We start from the raw sequence: 18,447 nt of genomic DNA, 5'->3' as shown, positions 1-18,447 counted from the left end.
GCGTCACACCCTGTGACGGCCTGTGGGCCGTGAGGAGATGCGCCATGTCCCGCCGAGCCACCCTTGCCTCTTCGATCATCCTGCTCGCGACCTCGTCGCTGGCGAGCCACGCGGAGGAGCCGCGAGCAAGATCGGGGAGCGCCGAGACCCAGAAGGCGCCCGAATCGGCCAAGACTGATTCAGCCAACGCAGCGGGCACCGGACTCAAGGCCTACATCGATCCGAAGACCGGCAAACCCGGTCCGGTGCCGGCACCAACGAGGCGCACCGAGGTGGTGGCCCCCAAGTCACCTTTCGGGCTACGCAACGATGCGCTCATGTGGACCGAAACCCTCGAGGACGGAACCATCATGCTGCACACCGAAGGCCAGGTGCAGATGGCGACCTTTGCCAAGTTCGGCAATGACGGCAAGCCGGAGCTGTATTGCGAGCCGGTTGCGCTCAAGCCCGAACAGGCCGAGCAGCGACCCGAGAACAACGGTGAGGAGAAGCCGAAATGAGCCGCGTCCTCCTGATCGCAGCCACACTTCTGGCGCTGGCGCATGGGTCGCGCGCGGCCACGATCACCATCGTGAATCTGGATGGAGCCGGCGAAGGCTTCAACGACCCGACGGTCGTTGCAGCGGAGGGCGGGAATGCCGGAGCAACCCGGGGCCAGCAGCGTCTGAACGTGTTCCAGGCCGCCGCGAGCATCTGGGGCGCACAACTGCAGAGCAACATCGCGATCAAGGTCGGCGCGAACTTCGATTCGATATCGCCCTGCTCGACCTCCGGCGGCGTGCTCGGGTACGCAGGCCCAGGCACGTTCTCGACACTGAGCCCGACACCGGTGGGCTACTTCGCCAGCACTTGGTACGCAATCGCCGAAGCGGAGGCGGTGCGGGACGTCAACCTCAATGGCGCGAACAACGAGATCAGCGCGACCTTCAACAGCGACGTCGACACCGGCTGCTTGGGTGCGGGCACGCGATTCTGGTACGGCATCGACAGTACACCGGTGCCGGGCAATCGCATTGCATTGCTGCCCACGCTGTTGCACGAATTGGGACACGGCCTCGGCTTCCTGACCGTGGTCGACACCAGCACCGGAGCGTTGGGCGGCGGCCTGCCCGACGTCTGGACCTACTTCCTGAAGAACGCGCAGACCGGCGAGCTGTGGAAGGACATGACCAACGCCGAGCGCGCTGCCAGCGCCATCGACGATCCCGACCTGATCTGGGATGGCCCGGCCGTGACCGCGAGCATCCCGACCTATCAGCCGACCAATGCCGGCGTGAACGGCGCCACCGGCCGAATGCGCATGTACGCACCGAGCCCGCTCGAACCCGGGTCTTCGGTGTCGCACTGGACCGATGACGCCGCCAGTCCGAATCTGCTGATGGAACCGGCCATCAACTCCAACCTGTTCTCGCAGACGGACATGACGGTTCCGTTGTTCGAGGACATCGGCTGGCCACTCGCCGCCGGCGGCTCCACCATCTCCATCGCCGACCGCACCTCGGGCGAGGCGACGACGCCAATGCAGTTCACCTTGACGCGATCGAGCAGCACCGGGACCGCGACCGTGGTCGCGACTACGGCACCAGACACCGCGACCGGGGGCGGGACCGACTACAGCAACGTCAGCAGCCAGACCGTCACCTTCAGCGCCGGTTCGACCACCGCGACGCTGAACGTGACCATCAACAACGACACCATCGACGAGCTCGACGAGACCTTTTCGTGAATCTGAGTTCGCCTTCGGCCGGCTACTCGATCAGCGACGCGCAGGCCATCGGCACCATCACCGACAACGACACCTCCTCGCTCAGCGTCAACGACCCGGCGGCGGTCACCGAGGGCAGCCCGATCAATTTCACGGTGTCGATGTCGAATGCCAACAGCCGCACCGTCACCGTCACCCGCGCCACCGCGAACGGCACCGCCAACTCCAGCGACTACACCTCGCTGTCGGCGGCGACGCTCACGTTCAACGCCGGCGAGACCTCGAAGACGGTCATCGTCAACACCACCGACGACGCGCTCGACGAGCCTTCGCCCGAGACCTTCACGCTGAACCTGAGCGGGGTCAATTCGGCGGCCGTGATCGGCGACGCCAGCGGCACCGGCTCGATCAACGACAACGAACCGACGCCGACGATCTCGGTCGCGGACGCCGCGCCGCAGGCCGAGGACAACGGCAACTCGCTGCGCTACGCGATCAGCCTGTCGGGACCGAGCCAGTCGACGATCACGGTACGCGCCGACACCGCCAACGGCACTGCAACCGCGCCCTCGGATTACCAGGCGCGCGCCAATGTCACCGTGACATTCACTTCCGGAGTCACCTCGCAGAACTTCGACGTGACCAAAGTCGTGGACGCGGTGATCGAACCCGACGAGACCGTGCTGGTGAACCTGTCGAACGCCTCGGCCGGGGCGAGCATCCTCGACGGCAGCGCCAGCGGCACCATCGTCAACGACGACGGCAGCGAGGCACCGATCTTCAGCGACGGGTTCGAGTAGATCGCAGGCAATCGGAAGAGGCTGTAACCGGCAATTGGACGGCGGCTAAACCGTCAATTGGACGCAGCGATAACCGGCAATTGGACGGTTGTTTTTCGTGCAATTGGACGCAGGCAGCACCCTACCCCACCAGCAGCCGACAGCGCTGCTCGCGCAGCGCGGCGCCGACCTCGGGGCCGCGCAGGCCACGATCGAGGAAGGGCTGCGCGTCCACGCGCAAGGTGGCCGCGAGTGCGCGCGCGATCAGTTCGCGCGGCGGATAGTCGAACCCGACGAACGACTGGCCGGCGCGACCGAGCTTGTCGGCGGCGCAGGCCAGCGTGATCGCCGCCACGCGCTGCGGCTGGCGATACGCGTCCAGCCGTTCGAGCAGATCGACCATCGAGCCCGGGCGCAATTCGGCGGCGCGATGCACGTTCAGATGTTCGCGACAGACCACCCGCGCCAGCGCCGCCAGATCGTTCGGAACGCGCAGGCGCATGCACAGCGCGTCCAGCGGCACGACCCCGGCCGCCTCGTGTTCGAGATGGCGCGGCAGCAACTCGCGCGCGGTCAGCGCCTTGCCGAGATCATGCAGCAGCACCGCGAACGCGACCGCGCCATCGCCCGGTGCGAGCAGGGCGGCGGCATCCAGCGCCAGCTCCAGATGCACGCCGGCGTCGTATTCGGGATGGAACTCGATGCGCTGCGGCACGCCGTAGAGCGCGTCGATCTCGGGCAGCACCACGCGCAGCGCGCCGCAGGCACGTAGCACGCGCAGGAACACGCCCGGCCGCGGTTCGGCGAGCGCGCCGCGCAATTCCTGCAGCACCCGCTCCGGCACCAGGTGCGCGGCCTCGCCGGCGAGCACCATCTGCCGCATCAGCTGCATCGTCGGCGCCGCCACGCGGAAGCCAAGCGGTGCGTAGCGCGCGGCGAAACGAGCGACGCGCAGGATGCGCACCGGGTCTTCGCTGAAGGCCGGCGACACATGCCGCAGCAGGCGCGCTTCCAGATCGCGCACGCCGCCGAAGGGGTCGATCAACTGTCCGTCGGCATCCTCGGCGATGGCATTGATGCTGAGGTCGCGGCGGCCGAGATCTTCTTCCAGCGTCACCGATGCATCGGCACTGACGACGAAGCCGCGGTAGCCAGGCCCGGACTTGCGCTCGGTGCGCGCGAGTGCGTATTCCTCGCGGGTCTTGGGATGCAGGAACACCGGGAAGTCGCGGCCAACCGCGAGGAAACCGGCGGCGAGCAGGTCCGCAGGCGTGGCCCCGACCACCACCCAATCGCGATCCTTGAGCGCACGACCGAGCAGCCGATCGCGCACCGCACCACCGACCAGATAGGTCTTCATCGCACCGTGCTTCCGCCGTTGCACATCGCGTTCACCCGCCTGCGTTCAATCTGTCTGCCCATCCCTGCATTCTCGACGCCCCCACGATGCTGCGCCAGTCCGTTGTCTGCCTCGCCGCGCTGATCGCCCTCGTCGGCCCGGCGCGTGCCGAGGACGAAGGCCGACTCGCAGCCACCGGTGGACTGGTCGGCATCGAAGCCGCGGCCGGTGGCGGGCTGGTGCCATGGGCGGTGCTCGCGGGCCTGTCCACCAAGCCGGGCTTCGACCTCGTCGCCGGCAGCTCGCTCACCGTGCTCGACGACTTCCGTCTCGAGAGCATCGGCCTCAGCGCCTCGTGGAACGACCGCTTCGAGCTCTCGCTCGGGCGCCAGCAGTTCGACATCGACGAAGGCTTGCTGCCGCCAGGCTTCGACCGCCACCTGCGCCAGACCGTGCTCGGCGCCAAGCTGCGCATTGCCGGCGACTTGATCTACGGTTCGACGCCGCAACTGGCGCTCGGCCTGCAATACAAGCGCAACGACGACGATGTACTCGCACGCGCCCTCGGTGCGCAGCGCGACCACGACGTCGAGGCCTACCTCAGCGCGACGCGGCTGTTCCTCGACGGCCCCTTCGATCGCAACTGGCTGCTCAACGCGACGCTGCGCGCGACGCGTGCGAACGAGACCGGACTGCTCGGCTTCGGCAGCGCCGACCGCAGCGGCTACGAGCTCGTCGGCGAGGTCTCGGCGGCGATGTTCTTCCGGCCGGAACTCGCGCTCGGGTTCGAGTACCGGCAGAAGCCCGATGGCCTGCCCGGGCTCGGCGAATCCGACTGGCGTGACCTTTTCCTCGCCTGGTTTCCGTCGCGCCGCATCAGCCTGGCGCTGGCCTTCGTCGATCTCGGCCACATCGCCGCGCGGCCTGGGCAGAACGGCGTGTTCGTTTCGATCAACGGGAACTGGTGATGCGCACGCTGCCGCTGTTGCTCCTGCTGCTCGCCGCCTGCGCGACCTCGCGCCCGACGCGCCTGTACGACGCACTCGGCGGCGCGCCCGGCATCGAACGCCTGGTCGACGCACTCAGCAACGAATACCACGCCGACCCCGTGCTCGGTCCCCTGTTCGCCGACGCCGACCGCGACTACTTCAAGGCACGCCTTGGCGAACAGATCTGCGCAATCAGCGACGGCGGCTGCGAATACACCGGGCTGTCGATGGCAGAAGCCCACTCCGGCATGGACCTCTCCGAAGCCGACTTCAACACCTTCGTCGATGCCTCCCGCCGCGCCATGACCCGCGCCGGCTTCGCCATCGGCGTCCAGAACCGCCTCCTCGCCCGCCTCGCACCGATGCGCGAAAACGTGATTCACCAGTAGCGCGGGCGCAGCTGGGCACGGGGGATTCGGTGCCAGGGCAGGAGCAATTTCGGTCCATCCCTGTCAGCGGGATGCCGGGTGCTTCATCTGCCGCGATCGGTGTGTCCTTCCGCGGCGATCCGCTCCAGGGTTTCGGCGAGTTGCCGGTAGTCGGATTCGCGCTTGGCGGCGCTGCGCTGCGCCATGTTCTGAAGCTTGCGGCGAACGCCAGGAAGGTCGGCCGCCTGGGGCAGGCCGATGAGCGTGAAATCGGGAACCTCCCGTTCGATCGACAACAGGAAGTCAGATGCGGCGGCGTCCATCAGGCCGGGGATGCGCGCGAGCATCCGCGAGCGCGACTCGAGCAGCGCATCGGCGGTCACGGGCGCAGCGCTCATGCCGCGAAACTGCCGATCGAACACTTCGACGAAGTCTCTGGGCGCGACGGGTGCGAGCATCTCTGCCGCAGGCTTCGGGCTGACCACGAGGTACACGAGGAAAGTGCGCCAGAGCACGTCGTCAAGACGGCCGGAATCGAGCAGCAGGCCAACGTCGAACCAGTCGCGCGGATGCTGGCGGGACAGCGCGGCGGCAAGCTTGCCCGCATAGAGATCTGCGAAGTGCAGGACCTGCACTTGCCCGGAGCCAAACCTGCGCTCCACGTCCGGCCGCAGATCCATGCGCCGCACCGGATGCACCGTTCCGCGCATGACCGGCGTGGTTTCGATCTTGACCTGAGCACGCCCCGGCTCGCGATCAGGCGAGTGATCGTGTCCGCTCCTTCCGCGGCGGAGCGCTGCACCTGCAAGCCCAGTGGCGGCGAGGCCAGGCGAGTCGCGAGCGCCGCCATGGCATCGTCGATCTGCACCGCGTCCACGCGGTAGTCCTGAACCGGTAGCCAGGTCAGGTCGATATCGACCGACAGTCTCGGCATGTCGTGTTCGAACAGGTTGATCGCAGTGCCACCCTTCAGAGCGAAGCGCGGCTCGGTGTCGAGCAGCGGCAACATTTGCACCAGCAGGCGGACGCGATCCAGGTAGCGTCTATCCCAGGTGCTCATTGAGCGCCTCCGGGAGCGTGATCAGGTACTTCGGATGCAGGCGCCCACCCGGCGCGAGCACGCGCTTGCCGGTTCCGAGGTCCACACCGTCGAGCGGGACGCGCGCAAGCCAGGCGTGCTGGTGGCGTTCCGCCAACGCCAGAAAGAGGCGCTTGGCCTTCACACTGCGGCAGCGCTGCAGCAAGCGGCCGACCGGGTCGGGCCGCAGTCCGGCCAGCCCCTGCATGGCTGCGTCGGCGTCGAGGATCTGTGCCGTGCCGGGCGGCTCATCACAGAGCTCCAGCATCGCGCGCTCGTTGCTGGCCATGACGATCCCGGCGCCCAGCGTGTTTGCGTCGATATCGCGTTCAAAGCCATCGTCGAACAATCGCTGGTCGTCGGCCTCGCCAGCGAAACGCATCGACGTCGGCGGGAATGGCCCTCGGCCGCAGTGCTGGAATCGTTCGGGAATCGGCAGCTTCGCGACCCAACCGGGCAGTCGATCGGCCCCGTAGAGCGTCACCACGTCGGCCGAGCCGAGTCGGAGGTAGTGCCCGTGCCCGCGCCAGGCCAGCGCGAAGCGTCCTCCCACGTGCAGGTTCAACGCTTCACGCTGTTGCAGCGATTGCACGACGCCAGACCAGTGCAGGCGGGCTCTCGGATTCGCGTAGACCCCGCGCGCAGGTGCGACCAGCCAGCCACTGCGCAGGTATCGGACGAGCAAGCTGCTCGAATAGCCTTGCGCACGCAGCCAGCGCGCCGAGGCCAGGTCGGTGTCTCCGAGCGCACGCAGTAGATAGTTTAGCTTTGAGCCTTTTCGCTCACTCATGGTGTGTAACTTATTCTCCTGGCAAACCGAGCACAAGTCGTTGAGTTTGCGCTTCGCCAGAAAATCTCATTTGGAGCGAGGCAAAACGCCATTCGATAAACCACTGCGGACCCCGGCCGATGGAAGCCGACAGCCCGTGCAGGAGCACGACTGGCACACTGGCAACATGAGTAGACGCCCACCCAACATCGATGGACTCGCTGCCAGCACACTGCAGTTGCCGGCGGGGACGTGGGTGTCGGTGCTGGATTGCCTGTGCGAGCGGTTCCCGGCGGTGGCGCGCGGGCAATGGCTGGAACGAATGGCACGAGGGCGGGTCGTGGATGGCGATGGGCGGTGGGTGACGCCGGAAACGCCGCATCGGGTGGGGCTCGAAGTGCATTACTACCGGGAAGTTTCCGACGAGATGCTGATCCCGTTCGCTGAAGTCGTGCTGCATGCCGACGCCGACTTGCTGGTGGCGGACAAGCCGCATTTCTTGCCGGTCACGCCAACGGGTGCCCATGTCCACGAGACCCTGTTGGGCCGCTTGATCCGCCGCACCGGGAACCAGTCGCTGGTGCCACTGCACCGGATCGATCGCGACACTGCCGGCCTGGTGTTGTTCTCCGCCAACCCGCAAAGCCGCGCGCGCTACCAGGCGCTGTTTCGCGAGCGGCACATCGAGAAATGCTACGAGGCGATTGCACCGGCGCTGCCCAGGGTCGAATTTCCTTGCGTCCGTTGCAGCCGCATGGTCGCCGGCGAACCCTTCTTCCGCATGCAGGAAGTCGACGGCCCGGCGAACAGCGAAACCCGCATCGACGTGCTCTCACGCGCTGGCGCCAACTGGCGCTATGCGCTGACGCCGATCACCGGCCGCAAGCACCAGTTGCGCGTGCACATGGCCGCGTTGGGTGCAGCGATTGCCAACGACGCGATGTATCCGACCCTGCTCCAGCGTGCGGCCGGCGACTACTCGGCTCCGCTGCAATTGCTGGCCACGCGCCTGTCGTTCACCGATCCGCTGCGTGGCATCGAGCGCAGCTTCTCCAGCGATCTCCGACTGCAAGCCTGATCGTGCAGGCGCTGCGGGTACCGCGCGAGACACTTCCAGGTTTCCCCGGCGGGTATGATGGGCGAGAAATCCTCTGGGCAGTGCTGCGCCATGGCGAAGGTCAATCCGCTTCAGGAACAACTGCTCAAGGCCGGTCTGGTCAAGAAGGCCAAGGTGATCGAGGTGGCGCACCAGCAGAACAAAGCGCGCTATGCCAAAGGCTCATCCACGCCGGGCGAGATGCAGCTGGAAGTCGAGCGGGTGCGCGCCGAAAAGGTCGAGCGCGACCGCGCACTTGCTGCAGAGCGCAAGGCCAAGGCGCGAATCATCGAGCTGCGCGCCCAGGCACGGCAGATCATCGAGGACAAGAAGGTCCCGCGCTCGGGTGACAGCGAGTATCGGTTCACCGCAGATGACAGCATCCGCACCGTGCTGGTCAACGAGGACCTGCGCAAGAAGTTGTCCTGTGGCGCATTGGTGATCGTACGCATCGACGAACGCTTCGAGCTGCTGCCGCGCGCGGCCGTCGAAAAAGTGCGCGAACGCGACGCCAGCATGATCGTGCTCGATCATGGCCAGACTGCGGGTGTGGACCCCACCGCAGCTGCCAGCGACGACGATGCGTATTACGCGCAGTTCAAGGTGCCTGACGACCTGGTTTGGTGAGCTCGCAACGAGTGGAACCCTGAGCGGCGTCTCAGGCTCGCGGCCGCAGTACCTCGGGCATGACGCGCGACATCGGGGTCTTGGCGATGCCGAGGCGTTGCAGCCCGTCTTCGCCGCTGAGCACCGAATCGCGCGCGAGCGAGCGGAAGTTGTCGAGCGAGAGCGGCTTGTTGGCGAACGGCCACAGTCCGAGAAGCGCGGCCTGCAGCCAACCGAGCGGCGCCGGCAGCGGCAGCACCAGGCGGCGCAGCCCGCTCCAGGTTGCGGTGCGACGGACGATCTCGGCGAGGGTGACGACCTCGGGGCCGCCGAGTTCAAAGGTTTCGCCGATGCACTCGGGCCGTGACAGCGCGATGGCGAAGGCCTCGGCGACGTCCGCGACAGCGACCGGCTGGAAGCGTGCGCGCGCTGCGGCCAGCGGCAGCACCGGCGTCAGTGACAGCAGTTGCGCGAAGCGGCAGAACAGACCATCGCCCGGCCCGAAGATCACCGAAGGCCGGAACAGCGTCCACCGCAACGCGCTAGAGCGCAGCAAGGCCTCGGCCGCGCCGCGCGTGCGCAGGTAGTGGCTGCAGTCGGCGCCGGCGTTCAGCGCGCTCATCTGCAGCAGGCGCGGCACCGTGGCGAGTACGCAGGCGGCGATCACGGCCGCGGTCAGCTGCACGTGCGCGCGCTCGAACTCGCGGCCGCCGGCACCGCCGACACCGGATTCGTTGAGGATGCCGACCAGGTTGATCACCGCATCGGCACCGGCAAACTGGCGCGCCAGCCAGTCGCGGTCGTAGACATCGCCCTCGGCCACTTGCACGCGTGCGCCGAGCGCCAGTTCGCGATGGCGGCTGCGGTTGCGCGTCAGCACCAGCAGTTCGTGGCCGTCGCGTGCCAGCCGACGCAGCAGGGCGGTGCCGACGAAACCGCTGCCGCCCAGAATCACGATGCGCATGGATGGCTCCTTGGTCGAGTGCGTAGAGATTGCGGCAAGCGCCGTCAGGGCTTCGTCGTTGCCGCCGCGGCGGCGCCGGCGTCCGGCAGCGGACAGGCTACTGCACGCCGTTGTGGCGGAGGTGTCTCGGCACGCGACAGCGCGTAGTCGAGCGAGAACGCGCGGCCATGCAGCCGCCAGTCGTAGATCAACGCGAACGCGAGCACCCGCGCCACGTACTCGCGCGTCTCCTTGAACGGAATGGTCTCGATGAACAGATCGGGTTCGAGGTGGCCGCGTTGCGTCAACCACTGGTCGACGCGCGCCGGACCGGCGTTGTAGGACGCCGCCGCCAGCCAGTGCGCACCGCGATAACGCGCGAGCACGCTGGACAGATAGCGGGTACCGAGCGCCACGTTCAGCGCCGGATCGAACAGCGCCAGCGGATTCGCGAAGTGGCGCTTTTCGGCCTTGGCCATGCGCCGCGCGGTCTCCGGGATCAGCTGCATCAACCCGTAGGCGTTGGCATGCGACTTCGCGTCCTCGATCCAGGCGCTCTCGGAGCGGATCAGCCCGAACACGAAGCCCGGTGAAAGCGATTGCTTCGTCGCCGCGGCGACGACCAGATCGCGATGCGCCAGCGGGAAGCGCAACTGGTACTGGCGCAAGTCGTCGCCGGCGGTGAGGGCAAACGGTGCGCGGTCGTGCCAGCCGCGCGCGTCGGCGAGCGTGCTGGCTGCGATCCGCGTCGACGCATCCGCGCCGGCGAGCGCGGCGTCCCATTCGCGGCGCGCTTCGCGCGTCCAGCCGATCGCATGCAACTCGAAGGCACGCGCGAATCCGGGCACGGCCAGCACCTTCGAGGCGTCGCCGGCATCAGGCGGCAGCAACGGACACAGCGCGTAGGGCAGGCCGGCACGCTCGGCGGCGAGGAAGCCGAAGAAGGTCGGCGAGTTCGCGAGTTCGCGATAGCGCGCTTCCGCCGTCGCGTGTTCACGGCGCAACTCGGCGACGCGCGCGCGCCAGTATTGCCAGCGCGGATCCGCGAGCTGGGTCGCATCGAAGCGTTCGAGCGCGGCCGCGGCGGCGCCGAGATCGCGTCGCGACAAGGCTTCGCGCAGACGCCACTCACGCGTCGCGGCGCTGTCTTGTCCGGGCGGCAACAGCCGGAGCCACTCGGCGGCATCGGACTCGTAGCTGTTGGCGCGATACAGCGCGATGGCGTCAAGCACGCGGAGCTTCTGAGTCTCGTCGAAATGCAGGCGCGCCGAGAACTCGCGCCACAGCGATGCCGCGAGCGCATCGTCGCGCGCCGCGATGCGCGCCAGGCCCAGCGCCATCGCGCGTCGATGCGCTGCATCGTCCGGCCAGGACTTCGCGACACGGCGCGCACGCCCGGCGTCGGCGAGCAGGTCAGCCAGATGCAGCAGCGCCACGCGATCACGACCGCTGACTTCGGCGGCGAGCGTGCGCAGCAAGCCGTTCTGGCCCGCACCCACCGCGAGCTCGGCGCGTTGCCAGATACGTTCGGCGTCGAGCGCACCCTGCGTCCGCAGCCAGCGCTCGAGCGCGTGGCAGGAACTCGGCAGCGCGCGTGGACTGAGCCAGAGCGCCTGCACCGCGTCGCGCACCGCTTCGCCATCACCGAGTTCGATCGCCGCGCGATGCACCTGACAACGCTCGCCCAGTGCCAGCGTCGGCACGTCCAGCGCGCGCACCCCGACCCAGTCGGCGGCTTGCGCCCGCCGTGCGATCAGCATCGCGCGCAGCGGTCGCGTCAGCGGCTGGTCGCCATGGCGCTCGATGAAGGCCGCGAGCGCTTCGCTCGGCGGCCGCGGCGCGCGCATCAACTGCGCATGTTCGAGGTAGGGCAGCAGCGGATACGATGCCAGCCCGGGCGCGACCTTGCGCCAGTCGAGCCCCGACTTCGCGAGCTTGTGCGCGACCAGGAACTGGGCGCGTTCTGGAACTTCCTGGGCGGAAGCAAAGGCACTGGCGAAGCACAACGCGATGCACGCGGAAACGATGCGGAGATTCATGGTCACAAGTCTAGTTCCAGCGCCGAGGCCAAAAGCGTGACAACACCGCTGCTCGCCGCATTGATCGTGGCCGCGCTCGCGGTCGGTGGCGTCGCCGGATTCCTGGCCGGGCTGTTTGGCATCGGCGGCGGCATGATCATGGTTGCGGCGCTCGCCTTCGCACTGCCGCTGCTCGGCGTTCCCGCGGCACACGCGATGCACATGGCCCTCGCCACTTCGCTCGCCTGCATCGTGCTGACCGCGATCGCCTCGACCCGCGCCCACGCGCGCCGCGGCTCGGTGCTGTGGCCGGCGGTGGCGTGGCTTACGCCCGGACTGGTGCTCGGCGGATTCGCCGGCGCCGCGCTCGGCGGCGCGTTGCCCGATGCCTGGCTGCGCATCGGCTTCGCGGCATATTGCTTCGTCACCGCCGCCACCTTGCTGCTGGCGCGCAAACAGGCGCCGGCCGCGCACGCCGCGCTGCCGATCGGGCCCACATTGACCGCGGCGGCGCTGCCGATCGGCGCGCTCTCGGCCCTGGTCGGCATCGGCGGCGGCTCGATGCTGGTGCCCTTGCTGGTCTGGCGCGGCCAGCCGGCAGTGCGCGCCGTCGGCACTTCGGCTGCCTGCGGCCTGCCGGTCGCGCTGGCGGCGGCGATCGGTTACGTGCTTGCCGCCGGTTCGAGCGACCTGACCCTGCCCGCGGGCTCGATCGGCTACGTGCACCTGCCCGCCGCGGCGCTGCTCGCGCTCGCCAGCACCCACGCCACCCGCCGCGGCGCCGCGCTCGCGCACCGCCTCGCGCACCACCAGTTGAACCGCGCGTTCGCGTTGCTGCTGTTGTCGATGGGTGGCGCGATGGTTGCGGCGTTGGCGCGTTGATGTGGTGGCGCGGGGCGGCGATGGGTTGCGTCGCGAAAAGCGCGCGTGGCCGCGTCTTCGGTCGCGACCGGGGTCGCTCCTACGTCGCTTCGACGTGGCTCAATCGTGCGGTGTAGGAACGGCCCCGGCCGCGACCGGCGACGCGATGCACCCGGCGTTCGCGAAGAAACGTGTTCGCGACCACCGCGTGTGGCCGCGACCGGTGACGCGATGCACCCGATGTTCGCGACGGGCGTTGTTCGCAACGCGAGGCGATGCATCCGGCGTTCGCGATGAAACGTGTTCGCGACCACCGCATGTGGCCGCGTCTTCGGTCGCGACCGGGGTCGCTCCTACATCGCTTCGACCAAGCTGCATTGTGCGACGTAGGAGCGACCCCGGTCGCGACCGTTGACGCGATCCCATCGGTATTCGCGTTTCGATGTGTTCGCGCCCTACCGCTCGATCACGTAATTCAGGCTGGCGCGCGATTGTTCGCCGGTGGTGGCCTCGACCTCGACGTCGTCGCGGATCAGATAACGCACGATCAGCACGCTGCCGCGGCGGGCGAGGCCGATGCCGTAGCCGACGAAGATCTTCGGCGTGAGGTACTTGCCGATGGTGAAGGCTTCGGTGCCGCGCGCGGCGTCGCCGGTGATGCCGATTTCGGCACCGAGATTGCCGGCGAGCAGGTCGCCGCCGATGGTGCCGAGTGCGAGTGCCGCGCTGGACAGGCGCTGGCGATCGGCGCCGCTGACGTTGCGCAGCGCGCGCCCGGTCACCAGCAGCGCCAGCGCCTCGGACTCGGGCAGCGCCGGACGCGCGTAGATTTCGGTCTGCGGATCGCGCGCGGTTCCGGTCACGCGCACGCCGGCGACGGCGCTGCCGGCCTTGCGCTCGGCTTCGATGTCGAGGGTCGGTTCGTCGAGCGGACTGTTCGCGAACAGGATGCGTCCACGACGGATGTTGAGGCGTTGGCCATAGGCGGCGTAGCGGCCGCTGACCTGCAGCTGGCCCTGGCCGTAGGCGTTGTCGCCACTGCGTTGGCGCAGGCGCAGTTCGCCGCGCACGCGACCGTCGAAGCCATAGCCGCTGAGCTGCGCGGCATCCCCAAACGCGAGCACGACATCGGCGCGCCAGCGCTCGGCGGCGAAGGCGTCGTCGGGCTCGACGGCATCGACGATCACCACGTCGCTGCTGGTCGCCGCCGCCGGCGCCAGCACTTCGGCATCGATGCGCGCCGAGGGAATCTGCACGCGCCCGCCGAGGCGCCACTCGCGCCCGTCCTGCGTGAGCGTCAGCGCCGGGCTCAGCACCAGGCGCAATGCCGGCGTGTCCGACAGCACGGCGTTTTCGCCATTCAGCGCGAAGTGCCAGGGCTGGCCCTTGCCGGCAGTGCGGCCGCCATCGAGGATCAGCTGGCCACCGCCGGAAGTGATGGCGCCGCGCACGATCACGCCGCTTGGCACCGCTGCGATCGCCAGCGCCCCCTGGCTCAGTTGCAGACCAAGTTCGGGCAGCTCGGCGGCGAAGTCGGTGACCGCGAAGGCGCCACTCCACTGCGGCCGCTCGCTGCCGCGACCGCGAAACTGCATCTCGCCGCTCAGATCCCCTCGCGGCGACGCGAACTGCGAAGTGAAGGCCTCGATCGCGTCGAAGCGATGCACGTTCATTCCAAGCCGACCTTGGTACTGCCAGAGGCCATCCACCTGTTGCAGCGTGCCGCTGCTGTCGACGCGGCCTTCCGGACGCAGCGTCGCCGCCGCCTGCCACTGACCCACGCCCGCGGCGATGCCGAGATCGAGCGTGAGGTCGCGATAGCCGAGATCGAGGTCGGGCCGTTCCTCGACCGCGAACGCTCCCTCGGCGCTGTGCAAACGCGCGTCGAGCGACTGCACGTCGCCACCGTCCAGCACCAGGTCGATGCTCCCGGACAGGCGCGCCGTGGTGGTGAATGGCGCGGTGGGCGCCAGCAGCCGCAGCAATGGACCCAAGTCGAACGCAACCACTTCGCCCGCGGCCTCGGTGCGCGCGGCATCGTGATCCAGCACCAGGCACATGCGCCCGCCGCCCTCGCCGCGCAGGCAACTGCGCGCCAGCGTCAAGCGCCCGTCATGCCAGCGCAGGTTGGCCGGCTCGATGAGCGACGCGCGCCATTCCGGGGCCAGCAGGTCGAGGTCCTGCAGATGCCCGCGCCAGGCCTGCTGCGGACTGAGCGCGCCTTCGGCGGCCAACTGCAACTGGCGGGCGCCGGCCTGCAGGTCCAGGTCGATGCGATGCTCCGCGCGCGTGCCCGCGACCGTGAGCTGCGCGCGCTGCACGCGCTGACCGCCAACATCGATGCCGCGCAGCGTCGCCTGGATCGACACGGCGGCTGCGGCCGCACGACCCGCCGTCGCGCGCCACCGCAGACCGGCAAGCGCCAGCCCGGGACCGTGCAAATCCGCGACCTCGCCTTCGCCACTGGAGCTCTCGCCGAGGCTGGCGGTCGCCTGCACGCGGCCACGCCAGTCAGGCAACAGGTCGGCTAGGTCGGGCGCATCGAATGCGAGCTGCAGCGGCGCATCCGCCGCGTCGCGACGCAAGCGCAACGACGCCGCACCGGCGGTCAGCTGCAGATCGGCGCGTGCGAGTTGCTGCGCCTGCAGCTGCACCAGGCCGCGCCCACGCACGCTGCGGCCACGCAGCGTGCCGTCGAGCGCAAGCACGCTCAATTCGCCATCCAGCCCGTGTTCGCCGAAGCGGCCCAGCCAGCTCAGTTCGGCATCGATCGCGCCGGGCCAGGCGGGCGCCAGCAAGGCCGGATCGAACTTCGCCAGGCGCATTTCGAGCGTGGCTGCAGGCGCGGTTCCAGTGGCCAGGCTGCCATCGAGATGCAGGCTGCTGCGCGCCGAGATCAGCTGCAAATCTTCCGCCAACCAGACCGCGTCCTGGCGACGGATGCGGCCGGCCAGCGTCGCGCGCGGCCAGCCTTCGCGTTCCAGCTCGAGTGTCGGCGTCAGCACCGGCGCTGCGCGCGTGCCACTGAGCGCGACGCTGCCGCGCACATCGAGCGGCGGCGCGTCCGCGGCGGCGAAACGCAGCAGCTCGCTGCGCAGCTGCAGCGCGATTGGCGCGGCGGCATCGAACGGAACGCGTCCGCTGAACTCGATGCGCCCCTGCGGCGCTTCGATCTGCAGGCTCGATGGCGCGATCACCAGCGCGTCGTCGTCGATGCGCGCCGAGGCGTCGATCGCCGTCAGCCGGAACTCTGCGAAGCGTGCATCGCCCAGCACCCTCAGCTCGCGATCGCGCGCGCGCAGCTGCACCGAGGCCGCGACCGGCGCTTCCTGCAACGCCTGCGCCGGCATCTGCACGAAGGCATCCCAATCGGCGACGCCGCGCAGTTCGCCGATCGCGAACGCGGCCTGCAGCGGCTGGCGCAGCGCCAGGGTCAAGCCGGTCGCGCCCTGTCGGGTCTGGGCGTCGAGCGCGCCCTGCCAGGACTGGTCGGCGTACTGCGCGGTGAACAGCAGTCGCGCCGAATGCACCGGCAAGGGTCGCGACAAGTCGAGCGACAAGGCGCCTTCGACCGCACCCAGCGGCGCCATCAACTTGAGCGCATCGAAGACCAGACTGCGGCCGTGCATGGCGACGCGCGCATCGATGCGCGTGATCGCCCAGCGTGCGTCGGCGCGCGTTACACCCACGTCGTGCAGCTGCAATTGCTCGATGCGCAGGTCCGGCAACTGCGCGGCCGCGGACGATGCCGCGCCGGCCGGCGCCGGAAGCAGATCGATCTGCACGCCGCGTACCTCGACCCGCGTGAGCCGCACCGCACCGCGCCACAGCGGCGCCAGCGCGAGCCCGGCGCGCAGCTCGCGCACCTGCACGCGCACGCCGGGCAGGGCCAGGTCGATGTCCTGCGCGTGCACGCCCGACCACAGCGAACCTTCGACGCTCGCGATACGTGCGCTGCCATCGTCCGGCAGCGCGCGCGCGATCAGGAAACGCAGGCCGCTGCCGGTGGCGACCAGCCAAACCAGCGCGATCGCGAACAAGGCCAGCAACAACAGCAGCAGTCGTCGCGTGCGCCTCACAGGTCGGGCCCGGCGGAAATGTGCAGCTGCCAGCCGCCGACCTCGGCATCGAAGCCGTGCGCGAGATCGACGCGGATCGGCCCCACCGGCGAGCGCCAGCGCAGGCCGAAGCCAGCGGCGAGCGCGAGATGCGGCCGCCCCTGCGACCAGACATCGCCGCCATCGACGAAGCCGGCTCCGCTCCAGCCCGGCCATAGCTCGCGTTCGTACTCGATCGACGTGGTCAGCAGGTGACGGCCACCGATGGCAACGCCCTCGCTGTCGGTGTCGCCGAGTGCTTGGTAGCCGTAGCCGCGCACACTGCGATCACCGCCGGCGAAGAAGCGCAGCTCCGGTGGCAAGCGCGCGAAGTCATCGGTCGCCGTGCCGCCGCGCGTGATCTGGCCGAGGATGCGTGCGCCGCTGCCCGCCGGCAGGATGCCCTTGACCGTCGCACGTCCCTGCAGCAACGAGACATCGCTGATCAGCGCATCGCTGGCGCCGAGCAGGCGCAGCTCCAGCGAGGCGCCACGCTCGGGTCGCACGCGGTCTTGCGCCAGCACGCGCTCATAGCGCAGCTCGGGATAGAGCACGCGCGCGTCCTGGCGGGTGTCGCCGGGCGCGCGCGCACCGACCAGGAAACTGCCATCGAGCAGGTTCAGCGAAGCCTGTCCGTACCAGTGATGACCGCGCGCGACCGCGTTGGCCCCGAGCAGGAACGAGCGTGCGTCGACGCTGTCGGTCTGCTCGTCGAGCCAGCGCGTGGCAACGGCGTAGCGCGAGATGCGCTCGGCAAAACGCGGGAACGCATACTCCGCGAACAGCGCCGAGCGTCGTTGCGCGAGTTCGGCCTCGCCGAAGAACTGGTGGCCGCGCGCATTCACCCAGCGCCGCTCGATGCCGCCGCGCACGCCGGCGCCTTCGTCGGTGCCATAGGAGACGCCGGCGACGTAGCGCGTGCGCAGGTTCGGGCTCAGGTTCACCTGCAGCGGCACGCGCAGGGTCGCCGCGTCGATCTCGCCCTGGCTGATCTCGATGTGGTCGAAGTAGTTGCTGGCCGCGAGCGACTGCTGCAGCGCCTCGACGCGCGCCTGGTCGAAGCGGTAGCCATCCGGCCATGGCACGAATCGCTGCAGCAGGGCGTCGTCGAACTGCGCACCGCTGAATTGCACGGCACCGAGAAAATGGCGCGTACCCGACTGGTAGTGCAGCACCACGCGCGCGCTGTGCTCGCCGCGGCGGATCTCGACGCGACGCTCGACCAGCCGTTGCGCCAGGTAGCCACGGCGCAGCAACGCGCGTGCGATCGCGGCCTTGCTCGCCTCGTAGGCACGATGGTCGAAGGCCTCGCCCAGCGCCGGCCGGAATCCGCTGACCAGCCCGCCGATGCGTTCGTTGCGCGCGGCGGCGCCGTCGATGCGCACATCAAGCGCCGTCACCCGCGCCGGCTCGCCGGGATCGATCTCCAGCAGCACCCGGTAGCGTGCATTCTCCAGCGCTTCGACTTGCACCTGCGTCTTCGAGTCGTAGTAGCCAAACACCTGCAGCGCGCCATCGACCTCGGCCCCGACCTGGCCGAGCAGGCGTCGCAGGCGACGCTCGCCGATGCTCTGCCGCTGGCGATAGGTCGCCACTTCCAGTGCCGGCAGCACCGCCTCGGTCTGTTCGTCGTCGAGACCCTCGATCTTCAGTTCGATCACGCCCGCCCGCACGGCGCCGCCCGGGCGCGCCGATGCCGTCGTCGCCAGCAGCAGCGAGAGGCACAACGCGACGAGGCTCACCCGCCGCCAGAACCCGGTCGCGGAGTCGATGCCGTGCCTGTGGAGTCCACGCACCAT

General features: G+C 69.0%; 14 protein-coding genes and 1 pseudogene. 8 read left to right on the top strand and 7 right to left on the bottom strand.

Features of this window, described 5'->3' with window-relative positions:
• Positions 1–44 precede the first annotated feature (44 nt).
• The 3 genes from IPG63_07240 to IPG63_07230 are packed head-to-tail and all read left to right on the top strand — an operon-like array spanning position 45 to position 2,505.
• Positions 45–500, top strand: coding sequence for a hypothetical protein (locus IPG63_07240; protein ID MBK6727042.1), 456 nt, complete (start codon positions 45–47; stop codon positions 498–500).
• A complete protein-coding gene (locus IPG63_07235) occupies positions 497–1,726 on the top strand; it encodes a hypothetical protein (protein MBK6727041.1) in 1,230 nt (409 codons plus the stop codon). The genes IPG63_07240 and IPG63_07235 overlap by 4 nt, the downstream gene beginning before the upstream one ends.
• A complete protein-coding gene (locus tag IPG63_07230; GenBank protein ID MBK6727040.1) occupies positions 1,723–2,505 on the top strand; it encodes a hypothetical protein in 783 nt (260 codons plus the stop codon). The genes IPG63_07235 and IPG63_07230 overlap by 4 nt, the downstream gene beginning before the upstream one ends.
• A gap of 121 nt (positions 2,506–2,626) precedes the next feature.
• Here IPG63_07230 and IPG63_07225 read toward each other — a convergent pair whose 3' ends face one another.
• Complete coding sequence (locus IPG63_07225; GenBank protein ID MBK6727039.1) at positions 2,627–3,844, bottom strand: multifunctional CCA addition/repair protein; 1,218 nt, start codon at positions 3,842–3,844, stop codon at positions 2,627–2,629.
• Positions 3,845–3,930: 86 nt separating this feature from the next.
• Between IPG63_07225 and IPG63_07220 the strand changes: the two genes are divergently transcribed.
• Together IPG63_07220 and IPG63_07215 are read left to right on the top strand one after the other, a co-directional pair.
• A complete protein-coding gene (locus IPG63_07220; GenBank protein MBK6727038.1) occupies positions 3,931–4,791 on the top strand; it encodes a DUF3034 family protein in 861 nt (286 codons plus the stop codon).
• Complete coding sequence (locus tag IPG63_07215) at positions 4,791–5,201, top strand: group 1 truncated hemoglobin (GenBank protein ID MBK6727037.1); 411 nt, start codon at positions 4,791–4,793, stop codon at positions 5,199–5,201. Before IPG63_07220 ends, IPG63_07215 begins: the two co-directional genes overlap by 1 nt.
• A gap of 83 nt (positions 5,202–5,284) precedes the next feature.
• Here the strand turns inward: IPG63_07215 and IPG63_07210 are convergent.
• Positions 5,285–6,240, bottom strand: a pseudogene (locus IPG63_07210) (nucleotidyl transferase AbiEii/AbiGii toxin family protein).
• A complete protein-coding gene (locus tag IPG63_07205) occupies positions 6,224–7,048 on the bottom strand; it encodes a type IV toxin-antitoxin system AbiEi family antitoxin domain-containing protein (GenBank protein ID MBK6727036.1) in 825 nt (274 codons plus the stop codon). Before IPG63_07205 ends, IPG63_07210 begins: the two are co-directional and overlap by 17 nt.
• A gap of 166 nt (positions 7,049–7,214) precedes the next feature.
• Here IPG63_07205 and IPG63_07200 point away from each other — a divergent pair, with 166 nt between their 5' ends.
• Together IPG63_07200 and IPG63_07195 are read left to right on the top strand one after the other, a co-directional pair.
• On the top strand, positions 7,215–8,105 hold the full coding sequence (locus IPG63_07200) for a pseudouridine synthase (GenBank protein MBK6727035.1): 891 nt from the start codon (positions 7,215–7,217) through the stop codon (positions 8,103–8,105).
• Between the two features lie 90 nt (positions 8,106–8,195).
• Positions 8,196–8,750 carry a DUF2058 domain-containing protein gene (locus tag IPG63_07195; protein ID MBK6727034.1) on the top strand — a complete coding sequence of 185 codons (555 nt, stop codon included), beginning with the start codon at positions 8,196–8,198 and terminating at the stop codon, positions 8,748–8,750.
• Positions 8,751–8,781: 31 nt separating this feature from the next.
• Here the strand turns inward: IPG63_07195 and IPG63_07190 are convergent, their stop codons facing one another.
• Positions 8,782–9,693: a complex I NDUFA9 subunit family protein gene (locus IPG63_07190; GenBank protein MBK6727033.1), complete on the bottom strand. Its 912-nt coding sequence runs from the start codon at positions 9,691–9,693 to the stop codon at positions 8,782–8,784.
• Between the two features lie 44 nt (positions 9,694–9,737).
• Positions 9,738–11,519 (bottom strand): lytic transglycosylase domain-containing protein, encoded by a 1,782-nt coding sequence (locus IPG63_07185; protein MBK6727032.1) that lies wholly within the window; start codon positions 11,517–11,519, stop codon positions 9,738–9,740.
• 9 nt (positions 11,520–11,528) lie between these two features.
• Here IPG63_07185 and IPG63_07180 point away from each other — a divergent pair, with 9 nt between their 5' ends.
• Positions 11,529–12,572, top strand: coding sequence for a sulfite exporter TauE/SafE family protein (locus IPG63_07180; GenBank protein MBK6727031.1), 1,044 nt, complete (start codon positions 11,529–11,531; stop codon positions 12,570–12,572).
• Positions 12,573–13,006: 434 nt separating this feature from the next.
• Here IPG63_07180 and IPG63_07175 read toward each other — a convergent pair whose 3' ends face one another.
• The gene (locus IPG63_07175; protein MBK6727030.1) at positions 13,007–16,630 is read right to left on the bottom strand and encodes a translocation/assembly module TamB domain-containing protein; all 3,624 of its coding nucleotides are present in this window, start codon (positions 16,628–16,630) and stop codon (positions 13,007–13,009) included.
• Entirely contained in the window at positions 16,627–18,447 is a 1,821-nt protein-coding gene (locus tag IPG63_07170; protein MBK6727029.1) for an outer membrane protein assembly factor, read from the bottom strand. The genes IPG63_07175 and IPG63_07170 overlap by 4 nt, the downstream gene beginning before the upstream one ends.

This window comes from Lysobacterales bacterium (assembly GCA_016703225.1).
GTDB lineage: Bacteria > Pseudomonadota > Gammaproteobacteria > Xanthomonadales > Ahniellaceae > JADKHK01.
This window is presented reverse-complemented; position numbering and strand designations above follow the sequence as displayed.

What these genes read in the sequence shown, in the direction of transcription:
- IPG63_07225 (MBK6727039.1), bottom strand. Translation starts at nt 3,844, where the DNA reads ATGAAGACCTATCTGGTCGGTGGTGCGGTGCGCGATCGGCTGCTCGGT.
- IPG63_07235 (MBK6727041.1), top strand. Translation starts at nt 497, where the DNA reads ATGAGCCGCGTCCTCCTGATCGCAGCCACACTTCTGGCGCTGGCGCAT.
- IPG63_07200 (MBK6727035.1), top strand. Translation starts at nt 7,215, where the DNA reads ATGAGTAGACGCCCACCCAACATCGATGGACTCGCTGCCAGCACACTG.
- IPG63_07170 (MBK6727029.1), bottom strand. Translation starts at nt 18,447, where the DNA reads ATGGTGCGTGGACTCCACAGGCACGGCATCGACTCCGCGACCGGGTTC.
- IPG63_07240 (MBK6727042.1), top strand. Translation starts at nt 45, where the DNA reads ATGTCCCGCCGAGCCACCCTTGCCTCTTCGATCATCCTGCTCGCGACC.
- IPG63_07220 (MBK6727038.1), top strand. Translation starts at nt 3,931, where the DNA reads ATGCTGCGCCAGTCCGTTGTCTGCCTCGCCGCGCTGATCGCCCTCGTC.
- IPG63_07215 (MBK6727037.1), top strand. Translation starts at nt 4,791, where the DNA reads ATGCGCACGCTGCCGCTGTTGCTCCTGCTGCTCGCCGCCTGCGCGACC.
- IPG63_07185 (MBK6727032.1), bottom strand. Translation starts at nt 11,519, where the DNA reads ATGCGCGCGCCGCGGCCGCCGAGCGAAGCGCTCGCGGCCTTCATCGAG.
- IPG63_07190 (MBK6727033.1), bottom strand. Translation starts at nt 9,693, where the DNA reads ATGCGCATCGTGATTCTGGGCGGCAGCGGTTTCGTCGGCACCGCCCTG.
- IPG63_07195 (MBK6727034.1), top strand. Translation starts at nt 8,196, where the DNA reads ATGGCGAAGGTCAATCCGCTTCAGGAACAACTGCTCAAGGCCGGTCTG.
- IPG63_07205 (MBK6727036.1), bottom strand. Translation starts at nt 7,048, where the DNA reads ATGAGTGAGCGAAAAGGCTCAAAGCTAAACTATCTACTGCGTGCGCTC.
- IPG63_07180 (MBK6727031.1), top strand. Translation starts at nt 11,529, where the DNA reads ATGTTCGAGGTAGGGCAGCAGCGGATACGATGCCAGCCCGGGCGCGAC.